We start from the raw sequence: 24,078 nt of genomic DNA on the forward strand, positions 1-24,078 counted from the left end.
AGTCGGTACTTTCCCACGGACAGAAGCAGGCAGTGGAACTTCGCCACGACGAGTGCAGCCGAGGGCAAAACCTTTGGTCTTGAACTCTTCCGTGCATCGACAGTGGCGATCATCCGCCACGTCAAGATCCGTGCATCTGCTAACCCGTTCGACCCGGAATGGACCGAGTATTTCGCCCGTCGTCGAACCTTGAAACGCTTCGCCAGACTACCCGGTGCCAGCCCATGGCGCTGATGAGTGGCTCGAGCCGTATGCGGGGAAACTCGCCTGTACGGTTCCAAGGGGGCGGTGGCGCAGTAATGCGCCACTGCTACCCGACTTCTTGCCGATTGATACGGTTATCACAATCAGCCCCGAGTCTCCTGCCCAGTCGTTGACGTTATTGCGGCCATCCGAGCACTTGTCGTACAGTTTTGACCCGAACGACACCCCAAAAGTGCAGATGTCGGCATTTGCGTATCGCTACGTTGGTAGGGAAGAGTTGCCTGCCCGCTTGACAGAATTTGACCTGCAACATTTTTTTCAGCTCACCAGTGCTGACATCGCGGCAATACGGGAGCGGTTTCGGGCCGACAGATTCGCCGCGGTCGGCCTGCAGCTCGTTTGCCTCCGGGCCTTCGGTCGGCCGTTGGACCGGTTTGCTGTCGTTCCGCGCAATCTCCTTCAGTACGTGTGCGAAGCTTTCTCCGCGCCGTTGCTGTCGATTGCCAGCCTGAAGTCACTGTACCAACGACGTCCGACGTTGTACGAGCATCAGCAATGGGTCAAGGAGCACCTTGGCATCAAGCCGTTTGATGTCACCAGCCAGACCGCTTTGCAAGAGATGCTCCGCGTACAAGCTGCCGCTGCGGCAGACGTGGATGAGCTTGTCACCACCGCTCAGCGATGGCTATACGATCGCTGCCGCCTCATTCCCGGCCAGCGCCAGATCACCAACTTGGCACGGCATGCATTTTCCAGCTACGAGGCGCAAATGCTCGCAGTGGTCAACCGCGCAGTGTCGGTGGCCACGCTGCAGCAATGCATGGAATCCGTCCGCAGTCCACGGGCTGACGGCTCTGCAACGCACCTCGAGTGGATCAAGGCGCCTTCCAGACGCAACGGCCCGAAGAACCTCGCTGAAACGCTGGACAAGATCCGCTACCTGAAGTCCCTCGCTGTGCACGAGTGGAATCTGGATGACATCGCTTTGCCCAAACTGCGTGCCTATGCGCAGAAGGTGCAAGCAAGGCGTCCGGCCAAGACCAAAACACTGAAGGAGAGCACCCAGGCGCTTGAACTGGTGTGCTTTCTACGGATGAGTTTGCTGGAACTCACCGATATCGCGATGCACCAGGCCAGCCGACGCAGCCAGGATCTGTTCCGACGCGCGGCCAGCACGGCGCAGTCGACGCACACCCGCTCCGCCGTGGAAGACAGGCAGCAGGCGCTCAAGGCCAAGGCCGTCCTGCAAGACAAGAGCAAGCCGACCGAGCAGCGAGTGGATGAAGCCCTGGAGCACCTGGCCGTCGTCACCGACGCGGCGCATTCGAGCTTTGCGTCACACGTGCGCGCGGCGCTGACCGGTGACCATCAGCGGATTCACGCTCTGCTGTCGGGCCTGGAAGGCCTGGAATTCGGCGGCAGGGAAGACGATCCCGGCTTTGCGAACCTCAAGACGTGGCGCGACCTGCAGACACGGAAGATCAATGCTCTGCCAGAAGACTTTTCGGAGACCGGCGTTGGCACGGCGTGGCATGACCTCGTCCATGATCCTGACCCAAAGCGCGGCTATCAGGCCTTCTCTGCCTGCACGATGATGTCGCTACGAAATAGCCTGCGTCGGGGCAGCGTATGGATTGACCACTCGATGCGCTTTCGTGATGCCGACCAAATGCTCATCCCTGCCAAGGAGTGGGAGCGCGACCGTGTCAAGTATCTCGGGCTATTGGGCCTGCCAGCGGCGGCTGATACCTTCATCGAACAGCTACTGGATACGCTTCGTGCTGGTGTGGCTGCGGTGGCCGAGGCCTCCGCTAAAGGCAAGATCGAAATTGGAGACGACGGCATGCTTCACCTGCCGGCGATTGTGGCGCTGGAGCAGGACGATGAGCCGCGCCGCACGCGCGACTTGATCTACAAGACAATCGGCGAAGTGCAGTTCCCAGACCTATTGCTGGAGGTCGACGCCTCGACCAATTTTAGCGAGGTGCTGCTCGGGCACCGGGCGAAGTCCGTGGCCGAACTGCTGTCGACCTACGCGGCCTTGCTCGCCCATGGCACCGAGATCGATGCCAAGGGCATTGCTGCGATGATTCCCGGCATCGACACCGCCCAGGTGTCACTTGCCATGCGAGGACTGGAGACCCATGGCCGTTTGCGCCGGGCCAACGAGGTGGTGGCTGAATTTCAAGGAAAGATCCCATTAGCCACGCACTGGGGCACCGGAAAGAAGGCATCGGCCGACATGATGTCACTGGACGTTTCACGACATCTGTGGATCGCTCGTGTTGATCCGCGTCGACGCACCTACGCGACCGGCATCTACACCCACGTGCTCGACAAGTGGGGCATCGTCTATGACCAACCGATCGTCTTGAACGAGCGTCAGGCAGGGGTTGCCATCGAAGGCGTAGAGCAACACAATCGCAGCGAGGACCGTATCCGCCTGTCGTTACTGGCAGTGGATACCCACGGCTACACGAACAGCGCGATGGCCCTGGCCAAGGGCCTGAGTTTCGATCTATGCCCGCGGCTGCGCGATCTGGCAGAGCGCAAGCTGTACTTGCCAGCAGAGTTCAAAGTGCCGGAATGCATCGAGCGTATCACCACGAAGCGCTTGTCCTTGAGAGCCATACGCCTGGGTTGGGATGATTTTCTACGGGTGCTGGCATCGATCCGCATCGGCCGCATTAGCGCAGAGCTCGCCATGCAACGTTTGGGCAGCGCCGCCCGGACCAACAAGGCGCACAAAGCTGCCGAGCATCTCGGCCGGCTGTTGCGTAGCATCTTCCTCTGCGATTACGTGACCATTGAAGACTTCCGCCGTGAAATCCATACGTTGCTCAGCCGAGGGGAATCGGTGCACCAGTTGCAGCGCGCGATCCATGCTGGCCGGGTACCACACGAACGCGGCCGGCGAGGCGATGAGATGACGGCGATCTCGGGGGCGCACGCGCTTCTGACCAACGTCGTTCTGGCGTGGAATACCAACCGCATGAACGATGTCGTCGAGCGACTTCGCAAGGGGGGCACGAACATCGAGGACGCTTGGCTGCGCCGCATGGGGCCGGGGCATTCCGGGCACAGCAACTTCCGGGGGATCCTCAGCTTCGGTGTCGAGCGCTACATTGACTCGCTGATCCAAGGCAGTGGCGCAACAACCCGACAGGCTATGGCATAACTGCCATCGAACGCCGCAGAGCAAAATCTGCCACAGATTGGCACCGCGGTGGCTCGAGACCGAAATACGGCAGTACCTTCGCAGCGGCAGCTACGACAGCAGTTTCGCAGGCTGGCCAGGCATACTTTGGCGAGACAGTGCCTGCCAACCGCGTGTCAATCCGCAAAGAAAGGTCGGTGCAGCGCGAAACAGAGGATCGCTAAGTCATTGTTTCATAATGTTTTTTCAACCCTGACCGTATCAATCTGCACGAAAAGGACGATTACCCCTGGTTGGGCGAGCGTGACTGTTCTGTGCAGCGCAGAAATCAGAAAGTAATCGAAGAGGCTCCCGCGCCAGGAATTCCACGAGCCACAATCGCGGACTTGGGCCAACGGTGCGCGAATGCATGCGTAGCCATTGGCTACCGCGGCGCTGGAACCTTCGAGTTTCTGTACGAGGACGGCAACTTCTATTTCATCGAAATGAACACCCGGGTCCAGGTCGAGCATCCTGTCACCGAGCTCGTAACAGGGATTGACATCGTCGCGGAGCAGTTGCGCATCGCCATGGGCATGGAACTATCCTTCGGCCAGAACGAGGTCCATGTCAGGGGCCACGCAATCGAATGCCGTCTCAATGCTGAGCACCCCTGGCGATTCACGCCCTCCCCAGGGGTTGTGCACTCATGGATTCCGCCAGGCGGGCCAGGAATTCGGGTGGAGTCACACTTGTACTCCGGATACGAGATACCGACCCACTACGACTCGCTCGTAGCGAAGCTACTCGCGCATGGGGATAGCCGCGAGCAAGCAATGGCTCGTATGAGAACCGCGCTGAGCGAGATTGAAATCAGCGGGATAGATACGAACGTCCCGTTGCATGCCGCGCTGATGGCTGATACTGGTTTCTGTACGGGTGGGGTCGGTATCCACTACCTCGAACGTCGGTTAGAAGACGGATTGGCGACTCACGGAGGTGCTGCATGAAGCCGATTGACATCGAGACTCTGGCGGGCAAACTTCAAGCCTTGGGCATCTCTGAGTGTGAGGTTGAGACCTCGCCCGGTAGCTTTATCAAGTTGCGCTTTGGTACGGACCACGTTCAGGCACGCGCAGAAGAGAGGCAGCCCCATTCGCCTGTCCGCGACTCTGCTGTCGACAAAGTGATTCGTTCGAAGGAGATGGGACGATTCTCGGCTCGGCATCCATTGCGCGACGCTCCGGCAGCAATGGAGGGAGAGGAGGTTGCTGCTGGGCAAACGGTAGGCTACTTGCTAGCTAAGTCGGTAATTCACGAGATTCTCGCCCCTGATGCGGGAAGGCTAGGTAGGGTCCTCGTAAGCGAGGGGGGGCTCGTTGGCTACGGGCAGGCGATTTTCGAACTGCGCTGAAGGCGCTAGGGCACCGACGAGAACGCAAGCGAGCTGCGGCGGACAAAACGTCGCTGCCCGCGGCGCTGTTCCGCTGCCTTCCCAAAATCGGTAGGTCTCTGAGTCCGCCTAACATCCCCGTCGCAGAGGGGAGATTGGTTGGCGAGACGTGTGCGCGGCAGCCAGAGCGCTACTGCAGTTGCCTTCGTGCCACCGATGTTCCTCCCCGCTGCCTTTACTTCAATTTTGGTCACGACGCCGCTACGGTATTACCGGCAGGTCCTCTCCCGAGCGCCCAAGCAGTTCCAGTCGGCAGAGCGCTCGCTACACTGGCACCAGGCGAAGCCATTGGCTTGTCTTAAGAAGGCCGCAGGGACAGAGATCATTTTCTGTTGCCTTTCGGCTGACCGTGCCGCAAAACCAAAAAAAAGGTCAGCCTGAGGAGAACAGGCTGACCAAACACCCGACATGGGCATCACATTGATGTCTCGCGTCAACGGGGAAAGAGGCAACGGTGCGGTATCACCGTAGGCCACGCATTGACAGACTTCTACTTCGAAACGCCCCGCGGGCGCCACCTCACCCAAGCAGAACGATGGCTCTCAAGAGAGAAGACGTGAGCCATCCAACGATGAGAAACTGCTCCTTAGAACTTGTGACGGATGCCAAGCGCTGCGCCGACCATATTGGTGGCGCCAGGAGCCAAGGCATACGAGCCGTCGAAGTTCAGACCGGCGTTCTTTGCATACGCGGTCGTAAGATACACATCGGTACGCTTCGAGAAAGCGTAGTCCGCGATGAACGTGACCTGCCACGGATTCTTCGGATTCACGCCATTGTTGTTCTTGATGTCCGCGTAGTAGTACGCCAGCTTCAAAGTCAGAGGGGCAGTGACTTGGTAGTTGGTACCCACCCAGTAGTAGTTGTCGCGGAAGGTTTCCGCCCCTGCCGCGTTCTCATTCCGGCCCCACTTATAGCCGCCCATAATCGTGGCAGGACCAGCGGAATAGCTGGCTGCAACAGCAGCGCGCTTGTTCGTTCCGGTTCCAATAAACGTGCCGGTGCCGCTGGAGATGCTCGGATTGCTTTGGTCGTAGACCACTGCCACGCCAAACGGACCGCCCGCCCACGCCAGGCCAGCGCCGTACCCGGTATCGCGGCGAAACTGTCCGGGAACCTCGCCCGCGCCTGCTACGCCATTTCCGAATGACCAGTGAGCCTCGGCAGTCAGGCCGCCGAACACACCCACGTACTTGGCAGTGTTATCAGAGCGGAGATTCGAACCTTCGAGGAACACGAATGGCTCATACTGGCTGGCGTAGCCCGTCGGCGAGAAGTTGGCCAGTACGTCAAACATGGTCGTGTACTGGCGGCCAAAGGTCACGGTTCCCAGCGACTTGCTTTGTAGACCCACGAAAGCTTGGCGGCCGAAGAGCCGGCCGCCCTGTTGAGACCGGCCGTCGTCCGTGCCGAAGCCACTTTCCAGAACGAAGAGCGCGTTCAGGTCGTTGCCGAGCGCTTCCACGCCGCGCATGCCCCACCGTGAGCCAGAAAGGCCGCCGCTAGTGACGCCGAAGCGGTTGCCACCTCCGCCGCTGCCATTGGAGAGGTGAGAAACGTACTCGATGTTCGTATCAACAACCCCATACAGCGTTACGCTCGACTGCGCCAGCGCAGTGCCTGTAACCAGTCCGCAGGCGGCTAGCACAGAAATTTGCTTCTTCATCTAAAAATTCTCCCCTTGCTTTTCAAGATTCGCTGTAATCAGCTAGTGCTTTTTTTCTCTGAGTGCGTGCAGAACCGGGTCTACAGGCAACGCGAATATTCCGATAAACAACTGCGCAAGTAAATTTGCAATAACGGAAAATGGCAATTGGCTAAACCTATAGCCGCTCAGGGGTTTCTACGTATGGGAGACGCAAGATTTCCTTGCCACTTTGATGCTCTAGCAAGGCGATGCGTCGAACTGGTGCAAGCAAGGCATTCACTGAGTCCGTGAAATGTTCTCAGATTCACTACTTCGGTGCTCACGGAAAATAGCGAACAAAGAAATCCGCAGATTGTTGCGGAAAGAGCTTCTAGATTGTAAGTGAAATCTTAATAAACGATATTCAGCTTTGCATAAAATAAAACGGCGCTGCATGGCCTGATAGCTTATCGGGTAGCGTGCGAACTGCTTCAGGGTACAGGTACGAAAGCTCGTGCGTGCTGCCCACCGAGAGACCAAGAGGCGTAAGCAATCCGTTGTGAAGGCTATAAGCGAGGCCATGCACTTGAACTGACCTGCCCTTGCTCCAGGCATCTTGCACTACCGTTGTTAGTGCGACATTGCGAGCTTGCTCGATTGCGTTCAGCGCGCATGCAGCATCCAACTTAAGGTCGTTGGGGAGCCGGCTCAACCATGCAGAATGCTTGTCCACGACGTCTCGGACATGCCGTACCCAGTTGTCAGCGATTCCAACGCGCTTGTTCTCGAGTGCTGCTCGCACGCCTCCGCAGTTTGAATGTCCTACCACTATGACGTGCTTGACTTCGAGAACGTCGATTGCGTATTGGAGAACCGAGAGGCAGTTCAGGTCCGAGTGCGCAACGACGTTCGCGATGTTTCTGTGGACAAACAGCTCTCCTGGTTGCAGTCCCACCAGTTCGTTCGCGGGCACCCTACTATCGGCACATCCTATCCACAGACACTGAGGACTTTGCTGATTAGTCAGGGATAGGAAGAATCCAGGTTTGCTGCTGTTCGTTTCGGTAGACCAACGACGGTTGTTTTCGAGCAGCACATCGAGCGAGTAGTTGGTCGCCATGGCGGAAGGAGATGGTGAATGAAGGTGGCCGATTTCGGTCGTCTGCGTTAGGGCTTCCTGAGTCGGACCCGCGCGGGAAGCTCCTTCATTGACGCGACGCCGAGTTTCGGAGGCAGCGACGGAAATGGTGCGGAGATGTCTCGGACCTACTGCTGTGCCCGATTCATGCTTTAGTTTTGAGTCTGGGTGCCGGAGTTAATGGACACAAAACATGCATGAAGCGTTCGCTGAATTACGCCTTTACGCACAAAGGGTCCTGGCCGCCAGACGGAGCAACCAGGGAACTTATCGCTCAGTACTTGGGCTTAGGCCGGCTTAGTCTCTATCAGGACGTCTTTAGCTTGCACGAGCTCACCTTTCGAGACATGGATTTTTTCGACGACTCCTGAATTCTCGGCACTAACGGAAATTTCCATCTTCATGGCCTCCAGGGACAGAAGCGGGTCCCCGGGCCGTACGAAGTCTCCTACTTTTACTGAGATGGAAGCAACAGCTCCCGAAAGCGGTGCCGCAACGTGCAAAGGGTTGCCGTCTTCCGCTTGGGGACGTCGACGCATGTCAGCATCGCCGCGCCTTGCATCGACTCTAACCAGTCGTGGTTGACCATTCAGCTCGAAGAATAGCCTTACCTCTCCATCGTCATCGGCGACAGATTTTCCGAGCAATCGGATAATCAACGTTTTTCCCTTTGCTATCTCGACCGCGATTTCCTCACCTTCCTCCATTCCGTGAAAGAAGGTGGGCGTTGGCAGGACAGAGACGTCTCCGAAGTTCCTACTATGGTTGACGAAGTCAGAGAAAACCTTGGGATAGAGAAGATGCGATGAAATTTGGGTCTCAGAAGGAGTCTGCGCAATCGCCGACGCGAGGGCGGTCTTGGTCTCTTCTAGGTCGACAGCGGGTAGTGAGGCGCCAGGTCTACCGGTCAACGGTCTGTCTCCGGCCAAGACCTTCGTCTGGAGGAGCGGTGGGAAGCCGTCTTCAGGAAAACCCAGGTCGCCCCTAAATAGCGCGATGACGGACTCAGGGAACTGGAGCGGTACGTCGTGCGATGCGATGGCTTCGGCATCGAGTCCATTGGAGACCATGTAAAGCGCCATATCACCGACCACCTTTGATGTGGGCGTGACCTTGACGATATCGCCGAAAAGCTTGTTGACTTCCGCATACGCGGAAGCGACGCGTGGCCACTCCGATTCCAACCCCATGGCGCGAGCCTGCTCGCGCAGGTTTGTATACTGTCCGCCGGGCATTTCGTGGTGGTAGACCTCGGATGTGCCGGCGCGCATCCCTGACTCAAACGGAGCGTAGTGGCTACGCACCGCCTCCCAGTATCGCGAAACGGCTTGAACATCACCGAGTGACACTTCGGGCTCTCGCTCGCTGCCTTTCAGAGCGTAGATGATAGAGCCGAGATTCGGCTGCGAAGTCAGGCCGCTCAGTGCGTCCATGGCGCCATCAACGGCGTCCGCCCCAGCCTCGACTGCGGCCAACACACTAGCCCCTGCAATACCGCTAGTGTCGTGCGTGTGGAAATGAATCGGAAGCCCAATCTCGTGCTTCAGGGCCGATACGAGCTGGCGGGCCGCGGCCGGACGGCACAGGCCTGCCATGTCCTTGATGGCGATGATGTGGGCCCCTGCTGCTTCAAGTTCCCTCGCTAGCTTTAGATAGTAGGGTAGGGTGAATCGGCGACTTTCATCGAAGATATCGCCGGAATAGCAAATGGCTGCCTCGCACAAGGCTCCGGTCTCACAAACGGAGTCAATGGCAAGACGCATATTGTCGACGTTGTTCAAGGAATCGAACAGCCGGAACAAGTCAATACCGGTTATCGCTGCCTGTTGCACAAAGTGTCGAACGACATTGTCGGCGTAGTTTGTGTAGCCGACGGCGTTGCTCGACCGCAAAAGCATCTGCAGCAAGTGATTTGGCATCGCGCGGCGAAGCTGTTCGAGCCGCTCCCACGGGTCTTCCTTTAGAAACCGCATGGCAACGTCGAATGTCGCGCCACCCCAGCATTCAACCGAAAAGAGATTGGTTAGCAGGCTCGCATATGCGGGCGCAACTTCCACCATGTCGCGCGTGCGCATCCGCGTCGCAAACAAAGACTGGTGCGCGTCCCGCATGCTCGTGTCAGTCAGGAGCACGGGCTTGTGTTCGCGCATCCACTGTGCAAACTTCTCCGGGCCCTGCGCGCGAAGAAGATGACGATAGCCCCCGTCCTTTCGAGTCGCATGTGCGAGGGCTGGCAACGGTAGGAGCGCCTGGCTTTTGGACGCTGCCTGTCTGCCCCGCATTTCAGGATTTCCGTGAACAGTCACCTCGCCGATAAACTGGAGCAGCTTGCTGGCGGTATCTTTCCGTGCGGCAAACTGGAGCAAGCAGGGCTCCGTATCGATGAATCGGGTGTTGTAGTCACCGGCAGCGAATTTTGGATGTGAGACGACGTTCTCAAGGAATCGTAGATTCGTTGACACCCCTCTGACTCGAAACTCCCGCAGAGCTCGAAGCATTCTCTGCGACGCCTCACTTGGGGTGGAGGCCCAGGCTGTCACCTTTGTGAGCAGGGAATCGTAGTATGGTGTGATGACTGCGCCGGTGTAGGCTGTGCCGCTGTCGAGTCGAATCCCAAAGCCAGTGCCGGTTCGATATGCTGTCAAGCGACCGTAGTCGGGTTGGAAGCTATTCTCCGGGTCCTCCGTTGTGACACGGCATTGAAGAGCGTGACCGCGAATTTCTATCCTGTCCTGGATAGGAACCCCAGATTCTGGGGTTCCTATCTGCGCCCCCTCGGCGACACGGATTTGGGCCTTAATCAGGTCGATTCCTGTGACCTGTTCCGTAACAGTGTGTTCGACCTGAATACGGGGATTCACTTCAATAAAGTAGAACTTCGAGGTATCGGCATCCATCAGAAACTCGACCGTGCCGGCGTGTGTGTAGCCGACTTGGCTCGCAAGTCGCAGGGCGGCTTGGCATAGCGCAGTACGTTGGACTTCGTCAAGATAAGGAGCTGGCGCGCGCTCAACGACCTTCTGGTGGCGGCGTTGGACGGAGCAGTCTCGCTCGAATAGGTGGACAAGATTGCCATGGCAGTCGCCCAGAACCTGGACCTCGACATGCCGAGCATTCCGAACAAGCTTCTCGAGGTAGAGTTCGCCGTTGCCAAATGCCGAGATTGCTTCGCGCCTAGCCGTGGCCAGGTGCCCACGCAGGTCCTCAGCGCTTTCGATAACGCGCATGCCTCTGCCGCCCCCGCCCCAGCTTGCTTTGAGCATGACTGGGTAGCCAATCTCGTCTGCAGCCCGCAGTGCTGCCTCGAGGTCCTCGCCTAACGCGGGCGATGCTGGCATCACCGGGACATTTGCCTGCTGAGCTGCATTGCGAGCAGCAATCTTGTTTCCAAGCGTGCGCATCACGTCGGACTTCGGGCCAATAAATGTTATGCCGTTTGCTTCGCACGCGTCCGCAAGGTCGGGGTTCTCGCTCAGAAACCCGTAGCCTGGATGGATGGCATCCACGCCAGCTTGTATTGCAATCCGCAAGACTTCGGGGATTGAAAGATATGCCTGCGTAGGCTTCAGTGAATGACCGACCAGATAGCTCTCATCAGCCTTGAAACGATGTAAGGCAAACCGGTCTTCGTGCGAGTAGATAGCGACGGTTCGAATTCCTAGCTCATTGGCCGCGCGCATGACGCGGATGGCAATCTCGCCACGATTTGCTACTAGGATGCTGCGGATTCTGTTCATTGGGGATGCACGGCGACTGCCGCATTTGGGGCGTTTATCTCTTGCGCTACTTCCAGCGCTCATGAGGTTCAGCGCGCAGCATGCTGAGTGGCAAGATGAGGTCGCCAAGCATGCTCGCTCGCCTCTCTAGCTCGGCTAGCCGGTCAGGCGGGATGAGAGAGAGCGAGAAGTCGCAATGGAGATTCCGCTGTCGAAACGTTGTCTTTTGAGCGAGCAGGCCGGCTTCCAGCGCGGCCGGCGAGGAGACGACAATGTAGTCAGTGCCGCGCGTTACGACCCGAATTCCGTGTCGTAGGCCGAGGCGTCCGAGCTCGACAGCGTCTCGCCATGCCGTCTCATACTCAAGTTCGATAGTTTCGCTAGCACGCATGCCCAGTGCGTGAAGCGCCTCCAGCTTGCTGCGTACTACCAGGACATTCATAACTGTGATTCCCGAAGGAAAGGGGCTGAGCGTCGTCGCCAGGCGCGTGGACATGGTGGCGCGGGAGGCCACCATGTCCACGCCGCGCGGGCGATGCTCAACGACGAACAACCGGGCCTTCCAGCATCTTCTTCGCTGCCTCGGCGATGCTTTGCGCATCCACGCCGAAGTGAGCGCGGAGGGCGGCTCGAGTGTCGCTGCGTCCAAAGCCGTCCGTGCCAAGCGTGAGGAAGCGAGCGCCCTCAGGCAGGTAGGCGCGAACGCTTTCAGGCACTGCCTTCACATAGTCGCTGGCGGCAATCACTGGCCCACTAAAGTCACCCAGTAGTCGTTGGAGATACGGCACCCGCGATTCTTCGCCGAGCAGCGCGGCACGCTCGCAAGCCGCTCCGTCGCGAGCCAGCTCACTCCAACTGGTCACGCTATACACATCGACGCTGATGCCTTGTGACTGAAGCTGTTCGGCTGCCTTGATTACTTCGGTCAAGATTGCTCCGGACCCCATCAGAACGACCGATTCTTCCGTACCTGGGGCCGGATAGGACGCAAAACAGTAGCAGCCCTTGAGCACTTGGTCATATGCCCCCGGTGGCAAGCTCGGTTGTGAGTAGTTCTCGTTCATCAGCGTGATGTAGTAGAACACGTCCTGCTGCTCCACCATCATCTCCCGGATACCGGCATCAACGATGACAGCCATCTCCCCTGCGAAGGCAGGGTCGTAGGACTTGCAATTCGGGATTGTTGCCGACATGAGGTGACTGGACCCGTCTTGGTGTTGCAATCCCTCGCCACCAAGCGTCGTACGGCCGGACGTCGCGCCCAGCAGGAACCCACGCGGACGTTGGTCGGCGGCAGCCCAGATTTGGTCACCAACTCGCTGGAATCCAAACATGGAGTAGTAGATATAAAAGGGAAGCATCGCGAAACCATGTACGCTATAGCTCGTAGCCGCCGCGGTCCAGCTTGCGATAGCGCCCGCTTCGCTAATACCTTCCTCCAGAATTTGGCCATTGATGGCCTCGCGATAGCTCAAGATGGAATCGATGTCTTCCGGAGCGTACCGCTGGCCGACGCTGGAATAGATGCCGACCTGCTTGAAGAGGTTAGCCATTCCGAACGTGCGTGCTTCATCGGCGACAATCGGCACAATGCGCGGGCCGAGCTGTTTGTCCTTAAGCAGGCCACCCAGCATTCGCACAAAAGCCATCGTCGTACTCATTGACTTGCCTTCCGCGTTGATAGCGAATTGGGCATAGGCAGGCAGGTCCGGCTTGGCGACAACCGCACATTCGGTTTCGCGGCGAGGCATCGAGCCGCCCAAAGCTTCACGGCGAGCCAGCAGGTACTGCATCTCCGGGCTGTCATCGGCAGGTTTGAGGAATTCGAGGGACGTGGCCTGTTCGTCCGTAAGCGGCAGGTTGAAGCGATTGCGGAAGCCAATCAGGTCGGAACCCTCGAACTTCTTCTGAGAGTGCGTTGTCATGCGGCCTTGACCCGCGGAACCCATCCCATATCCCTTCTTGGTATGGGCCAGGATGACCGTCGGTTGCCCGTTGTGACGGGCTGCTGCCGCGTATGCCGCGTAAATCTTGACCGGGTCGTGCCCGCCGCGCTTCAGCCTGTCGATTTGCTCGTCCGTCATGCCTTGGGCCAGCAGAGCCAGTTCTGGATTCTGCCCAAAGAAGTGGTCGCGGTTAAAGCGGCCGTCCTTCGCGGCGAAGGTCTGCATCTGACCGTCAACCGTTTCGGAGAAAGCTTGCTTCAGCGCTCCGCTCGCGTCCCGCGCGAACAGGCCGTCCCAATCACTACCCCAGACCAGCTTGATGACGTTCCAGCCTGCACCGGCAAAGAGTTGCTCCAGTTCGTCAATGATTCGGCCATTGCCGCGGACCGGGCCATCCAGTCGCTGGAGATTGCAGTTGACCACCCAGATGAGATTGTCGAGCTTCTCCCTGGCCGCCAACGTCAGCGCGCTCATCGACTCTGGCTCGTCCATCTCGCCATCGCCGAAGACGCCCCACACCTTACGCGTCCCGCAGTCGAGCAGCTGGCGATGCGTCAGGTAGCGCATGAAACGGGCGTGATAGATTGAGCTGATAGGCCCAATGCCCATCGAACCCGTCGGAAACTGCCAGAAATCCGGCATCAAGTACGGATGGGGATAGCTGCACAACCCCCGAGCACCGTTGTCGGGGGCAGTCAGCTCTTGGCGATAGTGTTGAAGGTCGAGCTCGCTCAGCCGTCCCTCGAGGAACGCGCGTGCGTACACGCCCGGGGAGCTGTGGGGTTGGAAGAAGACCAAATCCCCTCCCTGCGTGCCAACCTTCGCATGGAAGAAGTGATTGAATCCGACTTCAAACAGGTCGGCAGCGCTTGCATAGCTTGCAATGTGGCCGCCGAGTTCGCCATATGCGGCATTGGCTCGTACTACCATGGCCAACGCGTTCCAGCGCATCAATGCCCCAATTCGCTCCTCCACTGCCAGGTCACCGGGGAAGGTGGGCTGGTCTTCCACGGTGATGGTGTTTACGTAAGGTGTTGCGAGTTCGGGCTTCCATCCAACCTTCAATTCGCGAGCAAGCCGCGACAGTTCGTCGAGCATGCGCTTGGCACGCTCCGGGCCTTCGACTCTCGCCAGCGCAGCGAAGGCATCTCGCCACTCAGCCGTTTCCTGAGGGTCTGGGTCAACGTAGACGTCCGTAGTGTTCACGGCGGTGCTGAGGTATTCGGGTGACGTCGGAGCGTTCATATCATTCATACTCTTAAGATGGAAACTGCTGCGCCGCGCCGATGAACCCCCGGTCTCGGCGATATTGGCGCGCTGGTTCTGTGATCGATGGCTAGTTCGCTCGAATGTTGGCCTGTTGCGCGATTGAGCGATACAAGGCGGATTCCTGCTTGATGAGCCCGGCGAAGTCTGTACGAGAAGAGCCTACAGATTGCAGACCCTCATCAGACATGCCTTTTTGAAAGGTCTGACTCTGGGCGACCTGGCGAGATGCAGCCTCTAACTTCTTGGCGATGGCTTCGGGCAGGTTCTTCGGGCCCCATAGGCCGTACCAGGTGTAGAACTCAAAGCCCTTCAGGCCAGCTTCGTCGGCAGTCGGAATGTCCGGTGCGGATGTGAGCCTTGTCTTGCCGGTCACGGCAAGAGCCTTTACGCGACCACTGTGCGCGAGGGGCACTGCGGTCACCGCGGGGTCAAACATGGCAGAAACCTGTCCGCCCATCAGGTCGTTCAGCGCCGGAGCATTCCCTTTATAGGAAACAATCAGGATGTCTACCTTGGCGGTCTTGTTAAATAGCTCTTCGGCAAGGTGACTAGCAGAGCCGATAACGGAAGTGGCAAAAGTCACTTCCTTGGGCTTGCTCTTCGCGAGCTTCACAAAGTCAGCAAGGCTGTTCACTTTCAAAGACGAACTCACCATCAGGACAAGAGGGCCTTTTGCTACCTGGGAGATAGGAGTGAAGTCCTCCAGAGCCTGGTACGGCGGGCGCTCCATGATTTCCGGATTGATGACATGAATCGACGGATTGAAGAGAAGTGTGTATCCGTCTGCCTTCGCGCGCATGACATCCAGGGTGCCGATGTTTCCAGAAGCCCCCGGCTTGTTGTCGATAATGACCGGCTGCCCGATTTTTTCCGACAGCATTTTTCCAAATGTACGCGCCACGGTATCGGCCGAGCCGCCGGCGGGGTAGGGCACGACCATGCGAATCGGGCGCTGAGGCCAGTTTTGTGCCGAAGCGTCCGTGCCTTGTGCGAAGGTCGATGCACAATGGAGAAGTGGCAGCGCTAGAAGGAGCGTGGCGCCTCGTCGGGTTATGGCGCGGTTCAGAATGGACGCGATGGTACGATTCATTGCTTGTCTCCTTATGGCGATTCTTGTTTAGTCGTTTTGTGAGGCCGTGTCTTGGATGTCGATGTTCTTTCCAGGATTCATGATGCCCCGGGGGTCGAACATGGACTTCAGGTTCCGCATCCAGTCCAAAGCCTCGCCGTGCTCTGCACGCAAGTAGCGCTGCTTTCCTAAGCCGATGCCGTGTTCCCCCGAGCAGGTTCCACCGTTCTCTATCGCTCGAAGCGCTAGCCTCTTGGAGTAGTCGTTGAACTCTTTCAGTTCAGAGGGGGATGTCTCGTCCAGCAGGACGACGGTGTGGAAGTTACCGTCGCCAACATGGCCATGGAGAGTAATCGGAATCGATACCCCTTCAATGTCCTTCAGTGTCGCTTCGACGGTCTCGGCCAAGCGAGAAATGGGTACGCAAACGTCTGTTGCGATGGCCCTTGCGGCGGGCCGCAACGCCCGACAGGCGTAGTAGCGCTTGTGGCATGCTGTCCAAAGCTTTTCGCGCTGTGCACGGTCGTCGGCGTACATGGGCTCTGTGCAACCATTGTCTGCAGCCAGAGCTCGCACCATTTCGCACTGCTCAGCGACCGCAGCCGCGCTACCGTGCAATTCCACGAGTAGCATGGGAGAGTCGGGCAAGGTCAGCCCGCTGTAGGTGTTCAAGGCACGTACAGTTGTTGCGTCAAGTAATTCGACGCGTGCAACGGGGATGGCGGCCTGACGAAACTCAGTCACCGCGGAGATAGCCGAGGCGACATCGGGAAAGCAGAAGATTCCGCCTGCCACCTCTTCAGGGCGCGGATACAGGCGAACTGTCAGTTCTGTGATGGTACCCAGCGTCCCCTCGGCCCCGACGAACAGATGCATGAGGTCGTAGCCGTTTGCCGCCTTGGCCGTACGCGCGCCGCAAGCCAGGAGCGTGCCGTCGGCAAGCACTACATCCAGGGCCAGGGTGTTTTCGCGCATGGTCCCGTACCGGACGGCGTTGGTGCCCGACGCGCGCGTAGCCGCCATCCCGCCTAAGGTGGCGTCTGCTCCAGGGTCGACTGGGAAGAACAAGCCGGAATCTCGTAACGCGCCCTCCAACTGCAGTCGCGTTACGCCTGCCTGCACTCTCGCCGTCATGCTTTCATGGTCGACGTCAATCACTGCATTCAGCTCACGCATGTCGAGAATGAGACTGCGCGAAGTGGCGGCGACCTGTCCTTCGACAGAAGAGCCCGAGCCGAAGGGAATGAGCGGAACCGCATGCTGATTGCAAATGCGATGGATGGCCTGGACCTCGTCGACGGAGGATGGCTTCGCAATACCCCAGGGCACCGCGGTTGACAGGTGTCCTTCGGTTGCCAGGTATTGACTTGCGACCGAGCCGCTGCGGGTGAAGCGGTTGCCGAGAAGGTTCTCCAACTGCGCGACAAGGGAACCTTCGCCCAAGTTGTGCTCTGCATGCGCGGTTTGGGTCTCGTTAAGCGCTTCTCCTGCCATCTCGGTCTCCCTCTCTTGTCGTGTTGTTGCATCCTCGCTTGGATAGGGGCACACGTCCATTCTCTATTGCGGAATGACCTCATAGGTCGCGCATATCGGTCGGCGGCGTGCCAGGTAAAGGGCTACCGGGCGCGCTGTATCGGAAAGTTGCCTTCTTTGAGTGCGGAAGCTAGGATGTTAGAGAAATCAGATTTTATGACGGTCTTTAATACGTTTGACCTATGAGGGGCGTATGATTAATTTCAGGTTGATTCGACACCTGTGGGTGTTCCTCGCTGTCGCCGAAGAACAGCATTTTGGAAAGGCTGCGAGGCGGTTAGGTATGACGCAGCCGCCGGTCACCGAACAAATTCAGATTCTTGAGCAGGCACTGAAGGTCAAGCTTTTCGAGCGCTCCAGCAGGGGGGCTCAACTCACGCCGGTAGGTGCGGCAATTCTGCCTGTTGTCCGAAAGTTTGCCGACCAGCTGGACCGTCTTGAGCTAGCCGTCAACGAGGCGATACATGGGCAAAGTGGGGTGTTGACGCTCGGATGCATCTCTCCCGCCTTGTTCGATACGGTTCCACGGTTGATTGAGCGAATTCGTGCCGACAATCCCCGACTAACGGTGTCAATAAAGGAAATCGACACGGTGGATGCAATCCCGGCCCTACTTTCAGGCGAGATAGACGTGGCTTTTGCCCGCCTTGAGGGGGACCTCGGCCCGTCAATCCGCTCTATGCCCCTCAAGCAGGACCGACTTGCTGTAGCGTTGCCCCGGTCGCATCCTTTGGCGGAGTTGACTCGAGTACGGTTGAGCGCACTGGCTGACCAAGAGTTCGTGATGTTTGCCAGACATGTGAGCCCGGTGTACTTTGATAGCCTCACCGCGGCATGTCGGTCGGCCGGTTTTTCCCCCCGGGTCATCCATGAAGTGAAGACGGTGTCGTCTCAAGTAGGCTTCGTCGGATGCGGACAAGGGATTGCCCTTGTGCCGGCTTCGCTCAAGAAGGCTGCCCCCGAGAACGTTGTCATCCGTCCTCTCAAAGAAGCTGTCAACCTGGTGACTACTGCTGTGGCCTGGTCGACGGAGCGCGAGAATCCTCTGGTGAAGGCAGTGATTGCCGCGCTCAGCGCTGACAATGCGACCGAGCGGAAATATACGGGTTGAGGCTGACTGAACATGGTGTCACGGCCGTCACGAGAATCGTCTGACACTGAACGGCTTCAAGTCCACGGGGGTCTTCGTTCGCCCTGCAATCGCTAGTACGCACTCGGCCGTGGCCGCGGAGAGCGTCAGTCCGTTGTGCCCATGTCCGAACGCATAGATGATTCGGTCGTTCGCGATTGACCCGATTATGGGCATGCCATCAGGGGTGGTTGGGCGGACGCCCATCCAGGGCTGAGCTTGGTCCTTTGCAATCTTCGGCAAGTAAGTACCTGCTAAACGATGGAGCATGAAGGCACGACTCATGTTTGGAGGGCTGGAAGGATGGGCAAATTCGGCCGTGCCTGCAAGACGAAGACCCTCATCCATCGGCGTAGCAACAAAGTACGGCTCTGCGAATAGCACCGGGCGGCGAAGGGTCACCTGCGCATGGGGCAGCATCAAGTGGTAGCCGCGCTCTGCAGCAAGCGGTGCGCGGTATCCCAAATCGCGCATGAATGCAGCGGTGTCTATGCCGGACGCAAGGACGAGCCTGTCGTAGGTAGTCGTGCCAGAGTCCGTGGTGACACTCGCACCTCCTTGGGAACGCACGCTCACATTGCGCACCGCCGCCTGAACGAAGAGCGCGCCATGGGTTGTGAGGTGAGTCAAGTATTGCTCGCCCAGGCCTCGTGGATTGCTGCATCGACCAGCAGCGGGAAAGAGTAGACCTCCCGCCAACTCATGTGTCAGCGCCGGCTCCAGGTCACCAATCTCGGAGGTCGTCACGAATGAAGCGTTCACGCCATGCCTGGCGAGCAACGGCAAGGCGGCACATTTTTCCTCCAGGGCGCGCTTGTTCTTGAAGACAACCAGCGCACCGTCGCGGCTTATAAGATGTGAGGCACCGGCGTATGCGGCATATGTCTCAAGGAAGGGTCCGGCCTTCTGAGTAAGGCCCGCCATGGCGCTCGCGATTTGCGTGCTGCGTCTTGGATGCAATGCCCTTGCGGCTCGCCACGCCCATGGAAGCATCGTCGGAAGGTACGACGGCCGCACGACGAGCGGGCCATCCTTCGACATCATCATTGATGGCAAGCGCAAGAGTAAGTCAGGCGTGGCAGGAGGGAAGATATTCGCCTGTGACAGATAGCCAGCGTTGCCGAATGAGCACCCGTGCATTGGCTGCTGCCTATCGTAGATGGTTACCCGGTAACCAGCCCGTTGAAAGGCAATGGCAATCGACAGGCCAACTATGCCTGCTCCGACGATGGCGACACTGGGGTCGCACGAGCTGCTGTTCATATCCTTCGGGCGAAACGGTTTGGGGTCATGAACTCCCTCTGAAAGCGCTAGTAGCTTCCAGCACGGAATAGAGTCCGCTACTGCGGAGCTCACACTTTCAACCCATTGCACCGTCTCGTAAATTCGCTTGAGCCTAATGCTTCATTCTGGAAAAGATATGGACGCCTTGCGTTGGGCAGGCGACGCAGATGCGTCAGCTGAAGAGACGGGCTGCGCGAGTTCATCCGTTTCAGGCTGCGCGACATGCACCACGGTGCGTCAAGAGCGCGTGACCTAGACGGAAGAACTGGTATCCAAGCACCAAAGTGGTTGGAAATGAGGTGGGAAAAGGGGTAAACCCTTACGTGGATGCCCTAACGTGGCGATTGGTTTTACGTATGGGCGGAATCCTTCATTCGGAATTTACATATGCTCTGCCATCGCCGAGAGTGTCATCACCGAAACCCACCGGAACACTCACGATGGCTACACAGAACCTGCTCGAGCGTCTCGCTGCACTGGATACCAACACCGTCTCGGACGCGCTCGACTTCCTCAATCTTCCCGGCGCTACGTACGGCATTCGGCCGCTTTGGGATTGCCCGAAAATCGTCGGACGAGCGAGCACCATTCAAGTCGGCCCCAAGACCGATGCGAAGCCGACGGTTCATATGCTGACTCCTGTCATCGATGCCGTGACTACGGACGACCGCGTCCTGGTCATCGCTGGTGGAACCGAGGGTGTCTCCTGCTGGGGAGACATCGTAGCGAACGCAGCGACTGCCAAGAAGATTCGCGGCACGGTCATCGACGGTGTGAGCCGCGACATCGAAGGCAGTGAATCCATCGGCTATCCGGTCTACGGCCGCGGTGTGACCATGATTAGCGCCCGTAACCGACTCGTCCAGTTGGACTCCGGTACGCCGGTCACCTTCGGTGGCGTTGTCGTGAACGAGGACGACTACGTAATCGCGGACCGTTGCGGCACGGTGTTTGTGCCCGCAGCCCGAATCGAAGAGGTACTGGACCTGGGCGAACGTATTACGCGTCGCCAGGACGGGATGGTCAAGGCCGTGCGCTCTGGCCGCTCTGTCGCGGATGTCATGCATGACAAGGAGTTTGAGGCGATTCGCGTCGAATCGTCCAAGTAAGAACTGACGGCGCTATGGCCGGCCCGCACATTTCGCGTCACCGCGGGCACGCGCCAGCAGTGTCAATCAGGTCTCTGGAACGCTGGATGCATTCGAGCCGGCGAAGCCAAAGACAAGGAAGAGGGTGGCCGGCATCATGCCGGCACATCTGAGGAGACACATCCATGGAAAAGCGGACCCATATGAAAAAGACTGTCTTCACTGTTGGGGCAATCCTGCTGGCATCGGCGTTCACGACCGTTCACGCCGAAGACACGCTCGCAAAAATCGCGGAGACGAAGCGCTTCGTGGTTGCCTATCGCGAATCATCCGTACCGTTCAGCTATCTCAACGGTCCCGAGAAGCCGATTGGTTACGGCGTCGACATTGAAAAGGCAATTGTCGAATCGGTAAAGAAGAAGCTGAATCTGCCGAATCTGGAGGTGTCGTGGCGCCCGGTCACGAGCCAGAACCGCATCCCGCTTCTGACAAACGGTACGATTGACCTCGAGTGCGGGTCGACAACCAACAATTCGGCACGGGGCAAGGAAGTTGCCTTCGCTGTCAACTACTTCTACACCGGCACTCGTCTGCTGGTGAAGAAGGATTCAGGCATTAAGTCGTTCGCCGACCTCAAAGGTAAGCGAGTTGCGAGCACCACCGGCACGACGAACCTGGCTGTCACGCGGCGGTACAACGAAGAAAAGAAGCTCGACATCGATATCTTCAGCGCGAAGGACCACTCAGACGGTCTGCTGATGGTCGAAAGCGGGCGCGCGTCGGCACTGGCCCTGGATGACGTTGTGCTGTATGGCCTGCGTACCAGTGCGAAGAATCCGGCGGACCTGGAGATTGTTGGCGATGCCCTCCAAGTCGAGCCATACGCTTGCATGCTGCGCAAGGACGACCCGAAGTTCAAAGCGCTGGTCGATGAGACGATTGTCGGCATGATGAAATCCGGCGAGTTCGAGAAGCTGTATCGCAAGTGGTTCATCGACCCCATCCCGCCGCGTAGCCAAGCCGTTGGCCTGCCGATGAGCAAGGAACTTCGCGACACGATTGCGACGCCGACGGACAAGCCCGCGACCTAAAGGTCTGGCAGAACTGCCCCCGCAAGTATCAACATAGTCTCCTCCGCCGCATCATTTCACGCAGCGGGGGACCTACTCCCAGCTTGCGGGGGGTAAGAAGGCACCATCTACGGCAAATCTCGGTACACAGCCATGGCGACACAGAGCGCTTGGCCACCCACGCCTATCCACTATGGCACCGACGATTAACTGAGTACACAAGTATGGCAGTCACACACTCATCTTGGGATTGGCAGTTCTTTCTGCGTAATCCCGGTGGAGAGTATCCAACCTATTGGCAATGGATTTTGTCGGCATGGGGTTGGACGCTCTCCGTATCGTTAGTTTCCCTGGTCATTGCGCTGATTATTGGCTTTACCATCGGTACGCTGCGAACGTTGCCGAATAGTCCATGGACCGCGCGATTCGGAATGGTATGGGTGGAGTTCTTTCGTAGCATCCCCTTGCTGGTTCAGATTTTTCTCTGGTATCACGTACTCCCGGCTCTTATTCCGGCCATGCAGGCTTTGCCAAGCTTTGCGCTTGTAGTGCTGGCAATAGGTTTCTACACCTCCGCCAGAATTGCCGAGCAAGTACGCGCGGGGATAGGCTCACTGCCGCGCGGGCAGAGGGCGGCAGGCATGGCGCTTGGATTTACAACGCCACAATATTATCGATACGTTCTTCTGCCGATGGCGACGCGCATTATCATGCCGCCCCTTACGAGCGACGCGATGAACATCGTCAAAGCGTCGTCGGTTGCGTTCGCCGTGTCCATTTCCGAATTGACAATGTACGCCATGCAGGTGCAGGAGGAAACAGGGCGTGGCGTCGAGGTATATCTGGCAGTCACAGCCCTCTATGTGGTATCCGCGTTTGCGATAAATCGCGTGATGGCCTATATCGAAGCTCGCTTGGCAATCCCAGGGTATTCGTCGAAAGCACGCACTGCAGGAGCTCACTGACATGGAGCAACTGGACTTCTCTTTTGTAACGTGGGACTTTGTTAGCCAGTATGTGCTGAAGGGTCTCTACTTTAGCCTTCTGCTGACTGCAATTGCGACGGCGGGCGGAATCGTCGTTGGAACCTTTCTTGCGCTGATGCGGCTGTCGGGCATCCGTGCTCTCGAGGTGCCAGCGTCCATCTACGTTACCGGAATGCGAAGCATACCGCTGGTCATGGTAATCCTCTGGATTTTTCTGCTGGTACCAGCAAGCGTTTACAACATGATTCCTGGTAGCTATGGGCAGAACTATCGAGCCGAAATATCGGCGATGATAACGTTCATCTTCTTTGAGGCGGCGTACTTCAGCGAGATTATTCGTGCCGGCATCCAGTCTATCTCACGCGGCCAAGTGTCGGCAGGGATGGCAATGGGGATGACGTACTCACAGAACATGCGCTTGGTAATTTTGCCGCAAGCCTTCAGGAACATGATTCCCGTGTTCTTGGCACAGACAATTATTCTGTTTCAGGATACCTCGTTGGTCTACGCGATTGGTGCATATGACATGCTGAAGGCGTTTGACACCGCGGGGAAGAATTTCGCTCGTCCGATTGAGACATACCTGTTAGCTGCAGTGTTTTATATGCTCATCTGCTTCGCTCTGTCGGCAATGGTCAAGCGTGTACACAAGAAGGTCGAGATTATTCGTTGAGTGGGGACGAAGACAATGATTGAAATCAAGGATGTTTCGAAGTGGTACGGCTCGTTCCAGGTCCTGAAGGGCTGCTCGACAAGTATCAAGAAGGGCGAGGTGGTTGTCATCTGTGGACCGTCCGGCTCGGGAAAATCGACGCTCATCAAAACGATAAATGCGCTAGAGCCCATTCAGCAGGGCGAAATCTTCGTCGATGGGATGTCTGTTCACAATAAGGCTACAAATCAGCCGCGCTTGCGAAGCCGTGTGGGAATGGTGTTTCAGAACTTTGAGCTGTTCCCGCATCTCACGGTTACGGAGAACCTCACTATCGCTCAAATGAAGGTCCTGGGAAGGAAATACGAAGAATCGAAGAGTCGTGGCCTTGAGTACCTTTCCCGCGTTGGCCTCGCCGCACATAAAGACAAATATCCCGCACAGCTATCGGGCGGCCAGCAGCAGCGTGTCGCCATCGCGCGGGCGCTTTCGATGAATCCGCTGGTCATGCTGTTCGACGAGCCGACTTCGGCCCTGGACCCGGAGATGGTGGGGGAAGTCCTTGACGTGATGACGCTGCTTGCCAAGGACGGAATGACGATGGTTGTGGTTACGCACGAGATGGGCTTTGCCAAGAAGGTCGCTGACCGCGTCATCTTCATGAACGTCGGCGGTGAAATACTCGAAGACTGTCCGAAGGACCATTTCTTTGGGAATCCACAAGCACATCACGCTCGGACTCAGGACTTCCTGGGCAAGATTCTGCAGCACTGAGCGG

General features: G+C 57.9%; 16 protein-coding genes and 2 pseudogenes. 10 read left to right on the forward strand and 8 right to left on the reverse strand.

Going from position 1 to position 24,078, the window contains the following annotated elements:
* From E1J61_RS37875 to E1J61_RS25280, 4 genes and pseudogenes are all read left to right on the forward strand, one after another.
* Window positions 1-234: pseudogene (locus tag E1J61_RS37875) on the forward strand (group II intron reverse transcriptase/maturase); the annotation flags it as partial.
* A 208-nt stretch (window positions 235-442) separates the two neighbouring features.
* Window positions 443-3,382: a Tn3 family transposase gene (locus E1J61_RS25270; RefSeq protein WP_133096703.1), complete on the forward strand. Its 2,940-nt coding sequence runs from the start codon at window positions 443-445 to the stop codon at window positions 3,380-3,382.
* Window positions 3,383-3,651: 269 nt separating this feature from the next.
* Window positions 3,652-4,350, forward strand: a pseudogene (locus tag E1J61_RS25275) (acetyl-CoA carboxylase biotin carboxylase subunit); the annotation flags it as partial.
* Window positions 4,347-4,754, forward strand: coding sequence for an acetyl-CoA carboxylase biotin carboxyl carrier protein subunit (locus E1J61_RS25280; protein WP_133096704.1), 408 nt, complete (start codon window positions 4,347-4,349; stop codon window positions 4,752-4,754). The pseudogene E1J61_RS25275 and the gene E1J61_RS25280, both read left to right, overlap by 4 nt.
* A 625-nt stretch (window positions 4,755-5,379) precedes the next feature.
* Here the strand turns inward: E1J61_RS25280 and E1J61_RS25285 are convergent.
* The 7 genes from E1J61_RS25285 to E1J61_RS25315 all read right to left on the reverse strand — a co-directional run bounded on the left by E1J61_RS25285 (window position 5,380) and on the right by E1J61_RS25315 (window position 17,052).
* Window positions 5,380-6,459 carry a porin gene (locus tag E1J61_RS25285; protein WP_133096705.1) on the reverse strand — a complete coding sequence of 360 codons (1,080 nt, stop codon included), beginning with the start codon at window positions 6,457-6,459 and terminating at the stop codon, window positions 5,380-5,382.
* Between the two features lie 385 nt (window positions 6,460-6,844).
* Window positions 6,845-7,540: a carbonate dehydratase gene (can, locus tag E1J61_RS25290; protein ID WP_133096706.1), complete on the reverse strand. Its 696-nt coding sequence runs from the start codon at window positions 7,538-7,540 to the stop codon at window positions 6,845-6,847.
* A gap of 305 nt (window positions 7,541-7,845) precedes the next feature.
* Window positions 7,846-11,295: a pyruvate carboxylase gene (locus tag E1J61_RS25295; RefSeq protein WP_133096707.1), complete on the reverse strand. Its 3,450-nt coding sequence runs from the start codon at window positions 11,293-11,295 to the stop codon at window positions 7,846-7,848.
* A 46-nt stretch (window positions 11,296-11,341) separates the two neighbouring features.
* Window positions 11,342-11,770 carry a PHA-granule associated protein 4 gene (locus E1J61_RS25300; protein ID WP_243736968.1) on the reverse strand — a complete coding sequence of 143 codons (429 nt, stop codon included), beginning with the start codon at window positions 11,768-11,770 and terminating at the stop codon, window positions 11,342-11,344.
* A gap of 43 nt (window positions 11,771-11,813) precedes the next feature.
* A complete protein-coding gene (gene mdeB / locus E1J61_RS25305; RefSeq protein WP_133096708.1) occupies window positions 11,814-14,465 on the reverse strand; it encodes an alpha-ketoglutarate dehydrogenase in 2,652 nt (883 codons plus the stop codon).
* Between the two features lie 91 nt (window positions 14,466-14,556).
* Entirely contained in the window at window positions 14,557-15,579 is a 1,023-nt protein-coding gene (locus E1J61_RS25310) for a tripartite tricarboxylate transporter substrate binding protein (RefSeq protein ID WP_133096709.1), read from the reverse strand.
* Window positions 15,580-15,606: 27 nt separating this feature from the next.
* The gene (locus tag E1J61_RS25315; protein WP_133096710.1) at window positions 15,607-17,052 is read right to left on the reverse strand and encodes an FAD-binding oxidoreductase; all 1,446 of its coding nucleotides are present in this window, start codon (window positions 17,050-17,052) and stop codon (window positions 15,607-15,609) included.
* A gap of 232 nt (window positions 17,053-17,284) precedes the next feature.
* Here E1J61_RS25315 and E1J61_RS25320 point away from each other — a divergent pair, with 232 nt between their 5' ends.
* Entirely contained in the window at window positions 17,285-18,202 is a 918-nt protein-coding gene (locus tag E1J61_RS25320; protein ID WP_133096711.1) for a LysR family transcriptional regulator, read from the forward strand.
* Window positions 18,203-18,229: 27 nt separating this feature from the next.
* Here E1J61_RS25320 and E1J61_RS25325 read toward each other — a convergent pair whose 3' ends face one another.
* Window positions 18,230-19,594, reverse strand: coding sequence for an FAD-binding oxidoreductase (locus E1J61_RS25325; protein ID WP_133096712.1), 1,365 nt, complete (start codon window positions 19,592-19,594; stop codon window positions 18,230-18,232).
* A gap of 350 nt (window positions 19,595-19,944) precedes the next feature.
* Between E1J61_RS25325 and E1J61_RS25330 the strand changes: the two genes are divergently transcribed.
* The 5 genes from E1J61_RS25330 to E1J61_RS25350 all read left to right on the forward strand — a co-directional run bounded on the left by E1J61_RS25330 (window position 19,945) and on the right by E1J61_RS25350 (window position 24,074).
* Window positions 19,945-20,613 (forward strand): RraA family protein, encoded by a 669-nt coding sequence (locus E1J61_RS25330; RefSeq protein ID WP_133096713.1) that lies wholly within the window; start codon window positions 19,945-19,947, stop codon window positions 20,611-20,613.
* A 182-nt stretch (window positions 20,614-20,795) separates the two neighbouring features.
* Window positions 20,796-21,683: a transporter substrate-binding domain-containing protein gene (locus E1J61_RS25335; protein WP_133096730.1), complete on the forward strand. Its 888-nt coding sequence runs from the start codon at window positions 20,796-20,798 to the stop codon at window positions 21,681-21,683.
* A gap of 203 nt (window positions 21,684-21,886) precedes the next feature.
* Window positions 21,887-22,627, forward strand: coding sequence for an amino acid ABC transporter permease (locus E1J61_RS25340; RefSeq protein WP_133096714.1), 741 nt, complete (start codon window positions 21,887-21,889; stop codon window positions 22,625-22,627).
* Window position 22,628: 1 nt separating this feature from the next.
* Entirely contained in the window at window positions 22,629-23,321 is a 693-nt protein-coding gene (locus E1J61_RS25345; RefSeq protein WP_133096715.1) for an amino acid ABC transporter permease, read from the forward strand.
* Between the two features lie 15 nt (window positions 23,322-23,336).
* Complete coding sequence (locus tag E1J61_RS25350; protein WP_133096716.1) at window positions 23,337-24,074, forward strand: amino acid ABC transporter ATP-binding protein; 738 nt, start codon at window positions 23,337-23,339, stop codon at window positions 24,072-24,074.
* Window positions 24,075-24,078 lie beyond the last annotated feature (4 nt).

This window comes from Cupriavidus sp. L7L, assembly GCF_004353535.1.
Lineage (GTDB): Bacteria > Pseudomonadota > Gammaproteobacteria > Burkholderiales > Burkholderiaceae > Cupriavidus > Cupriavidus oxalaticus_A.

Coding starts and splice junctions, on each gene's coding strand:
- E1J61_RS25300 (WP_243736968.1), bottom strand. CDS start 11,770: ATGTCCACGCGCCTGGCGACGACGCTCAGCCCCTTTCCTTCGGGAATC.
- E1J61_RS25315 (WP_133096710.1), bottom strand. CDS start 17,052: ATGGCAGGAGAAGCGCTTAACGAGACCCAAACCGCGCATGCAGAGCAC.
- E1J61_RS25340 (WP_133096714.1), top strand. CDS start 21,887: ATGGCAGTCACACACTCATCTTGGGATTGGCAGTTCTTTCTGCGTAAT.
- E1J61_RS25320 (WP_133096711.1), top strand. CDS start 17,285: ATGATTAATTTCAGGTTGATTCGACACCTGTGGGTGTTCCTCGCTGTC.
- E1J61_RS25345 (WP_133096715.1), top strand. CDS start 22,629: ATGGAGCAACTGGACTTCTCTTTTGTAACGTGGGACTTTGTTAGCCAG.
- can (WP_133096706.1), bottom strand. CDS start 7,540: ATGGCGACCAACTACTCGCTCGATGTGCTGCTCGAAAACAACCGTCGT.
- E1J61_RS25280 (WP_133096704.1), top strand. CDS start 4,347: ATGAAGCCGATTGACATCGAGACTCTGGCGGGCAAACTTCAAGCCTTG.
- E1J61_RS25350 (WP_133096716.1), top strand. CDS start 23,337: ATGATTGAAATCAAGGATGTTTCGAAGTGGTACGGCTCGTTCCAGGTC.
- E1J61_RS25285 (WP_133096705.1), bottom strand. CDS start 6,459: ATGAAGAAGCAAATTTCTGTGCTAGCCGCCTGCGGACTGGTTACAGGC.
- E1J61_RS25295 (WP_133096707.1), bottom strand. CDS start 11,295: ATGAACAGAATCCGCAGCATCCTAGTAGCAAATCGTGGCGAGATTGCC.
- E1J61_RS25335 (WP_133096730.1), top strand. CDS start 20,796: ATGAAAAAGACTGTCTTCACTGTTGGGGCAATCCTGCTGGCATCGGCG.
- mdeB (WP_133096708.1), bottom strand. CDS start 14,465: ATGAACGCTCCGACGTCACCCGAATACCTCAGCACCGCCGTGAACACT.
- E1J61_RS25330 (WP_133096713.1), top strand. CDS start 19,945: ATGGCTACACAGAACCTGCTCGAGCGTCTCGCTGCACTGGATACCAAC.
- E1J61_RS25270 (WP_133096703.1), top strand. CDS start 443: ATGTCGGCATTTGCGTATCGCTACGTTGGTAGGGAAGAGTTGCCTGCC.
- E1J61_RS25310 (WP_133096709.1), bottom strand. CDS start 15,579: ATGAATCGTACCATCGCGTCCATTCTGAACCGCGCCATAACCCGACGA.